3 protein-coding genes are annotated in these 2,389 nt (G+C 66.5%); all 3 read right to left on the minus strand.

Annotated features, from left to right (window positions below):
* Positions 1 to 203 precede the first annotated feature (203 nt).
* Positions 204 to 338: a hypothetical protein gene (locus VGC18_RS00180; protein ID WP_331092975.1), complete on the minus strand. Its 135-nt coding sequence runs from the start codon at positions 336 to 338 to the stop codon at positions 204 to 206.
* Positions 339 to 347: 9 nt separating this feature from the next.
* The gene (gene lysS, locus VGC18_RS00185) at positions 348 to 1,853 is read right to left on the minus strand and encodes a lysine--tRNA ligase (RefSeq protein ID WP_331092977.1); all 1,506 of its coding nucleotides are present in this window, start codon (positions 1,851 to 1,853) and stop codon (positions 348 to 350) included.
* A gap of 55 nt (positions 1,854 to 1,908) precedes the next feature.
* The coding region (locus tag VGC18_RS00190; protein WP_331092979.1) for a pantoate--beta-alanine ligase at positions 1,909 to 2,389 on the minus strand (481 nt) is incomplete at its 5' end.

The raw sequence follows: 2,389 nt of genomic DNA on the forward strand, positions 1-2,389 counted from the left end.
GCGGAGAGCCGCTCCATGCGTGCCCGCTCCTCCGCCTCGACCCGGGCGTACACCTTGCGTTCGGTGCGATCCGCCCGCAGGATCGAGCGCATCACCAGCCAGAAGATGAGGCCGACGAGCACGGTCGGCGTGAGCGAGAACACGAAGTTGCCCCAGTAGTTTTCGATCACCGATCAAGGATACGTCGGAAGGCTGAGCGGGGACTAGCCGTTGTGCATGATCCCGATGATGCCGGTCACGATCGAGTAGATCGCGATACCGGAGACCGCGATCCAGAGCACGAGCCTGATCCTGGACGCCTTCTTCGGGTCGGTCGGCTCCTTCTGCAGATTGCTCATCCCCGAACCCTACTTCACAAGCGGGAAGAGGATGGTCTCGCGAATGCCGAGACCGGTGAGGGCCATGAGCAGTCGGTCGATGCCCATGCCCATTCCGCCGCTGGGAGGCATCCCGTATTCGAGCGCCCGCAGGAACTCCTCGTCCAGGCGCATCGCCTCGAGATCGCCGGCCGCGGCGAGCTTCGCCTGTTCGATGAACCGCTCGCGCTGGACGACGGGATCGACCAGCTCCGAGTATCCGGTGGCCAGTTCGAACCCGCGGATATAGAGGTCCCACTTCTCGACCAGTCCGGGCTTGGAGCGGTGCGCCCGCACGAGAGGCGAGGTGTCGACGGGGAAGTCCATTACGAAGGTGGGCCGCTCCAGGCCGCCCTTGACGAAGTGCTCCCACAGTTCCTCGACCAGTTTGCCGTGGGTGGGCTGGCGCACCTCGACCCCCACCGACTCGGCGAGCGCGAGCAGCTCTTCCGCGGGGGTGTCGACGGTGATCGACCAGCCGGACGCCTCGTTCAGCGAGTCGTACATGCTCAGCCGATCCCACGCGCCGCCGAGGTCGTACTCGCTCCCGTCTGCCCAGGTCACGACCTGGCCGCCGCTGATGGCGACGGCGGCGTTCTGGATCAGCTCCTGGGTGAGATCGGCCATCTGGTTGTAGTCGCCGTAGGCCTGGTACGCCTCGAGCATCGCGAACTCCGGCGAATGGGTCGAGTCCGCGCCCTCGTTGCGGAAGTTGCGGTTGATCTCGAACACCCGCTCGATGCCGCCGACCACGGCCCGCTTGAGGAAGAGCTCCGGAGCGATGCGCAGGAACAGCTCGGTGTCGAAGGCGTTGCTGTGGGTGATGAAGGGACGAGCGGATGCCCCGCCGTGCATCGTCTGGAGCATGGGCGTCTCGACCTCGATGTACCCGTGGTCGGCGAAGGTCTTGCGCAGCGAGGCGACGGAACCGGCGCGATCGCGCACCATCCGTCTGGCGCCCTCGCGGGCGATGAGATCGAGGTAGCGGCTGCGGACCCTGGTCTCCTCGCTCAGTTCGACGTGCAGGTTGGGCAGCGGCCGCAACGCCTTGGCCGCGATCTTCCAGTCCTTCACGAGAACGGACAGCTCACCGCGTCTGCTGGAGATGACCTCGCCGGAGACGAAGACGTGGTCGCCCAGATCAACGAGATCCTTCCACAGGTCCAGCGAATCCTGGCCCACCTCGGCGAGCGAGACCATGGCCTGGATGCGCGCGCCGTCGCCGGACTGGAGCGACGCGAAGCAGAGTTTGCCGGTGTTGCGGAGGTGGACGACCCGGCCGGCGAGGCCGACGATGTGGCCGGTGGTCGCATCCGTCTCGAGGTCGGCGTAGGCCGCACGCACCTCGGGGATCGTCGTGGTGATCGGCAGCGACACCGGGTAGGCCTCCGCGCCGGAGTCGATCAGGCGCTCACGCTTGCCGAGCCGCACCTGGGTCTGCTCGGAGAGTTCCTCTTCGCTCGGCTCCGCGGCTTCGGCGGTGGTCTGCTCGGTCATGCATCACTCCTGTAGGTCCAACGCCCAAGTTTAGGGGGCCTGCACGGCGGGTCGGTCAGGAGCGAGAACCGGTGAGGAGGATCGTCTCGTTGTCGATCAGCCGCGTGGTTCCCACCCTGGCGGCGATCAGCACGGTCGCCCGGCCCCGATAGTCGTCGTCGACGGGCAGGAACGTCTCTGGATCGACGATCTTCAGGTAGTCGAGCTCCACGAGCTGCTCGCCCATGAGCACCGACTGCGCCGCGGCGAGGACGGCGTCGACACCCCGATCCGCGGATGACTGCGCCGCCTCCAGCGAGATCGACAGCCGAAGGGCGGCCTGTCGCTCACGGTCGTTCAGGAACCGGTTACGGCTGGACAGCGCAAGGCCGCTCTCCTCGCGAACGATCGGCACGACCTCCACGGCGACCGGCAGGTTGAGGTCGGCAACCATGCGCTTCACGAGGAAGACCTGCTGGGCATCCTTCTGGCCGAAGAGCACAACCTGCGGCTGGGCGATGTTGAGCAGTTTCGAGACGACCGTGAGCACCCCGTCG

The organism is Lacisediminihabitans sp. (assembly GCF_036404185.1).
GTDB lineage: Bacteria > Actinomycetota > Actinomycetes > Actinomycetales > Microbacteriaceae > Lacisediminihabitans.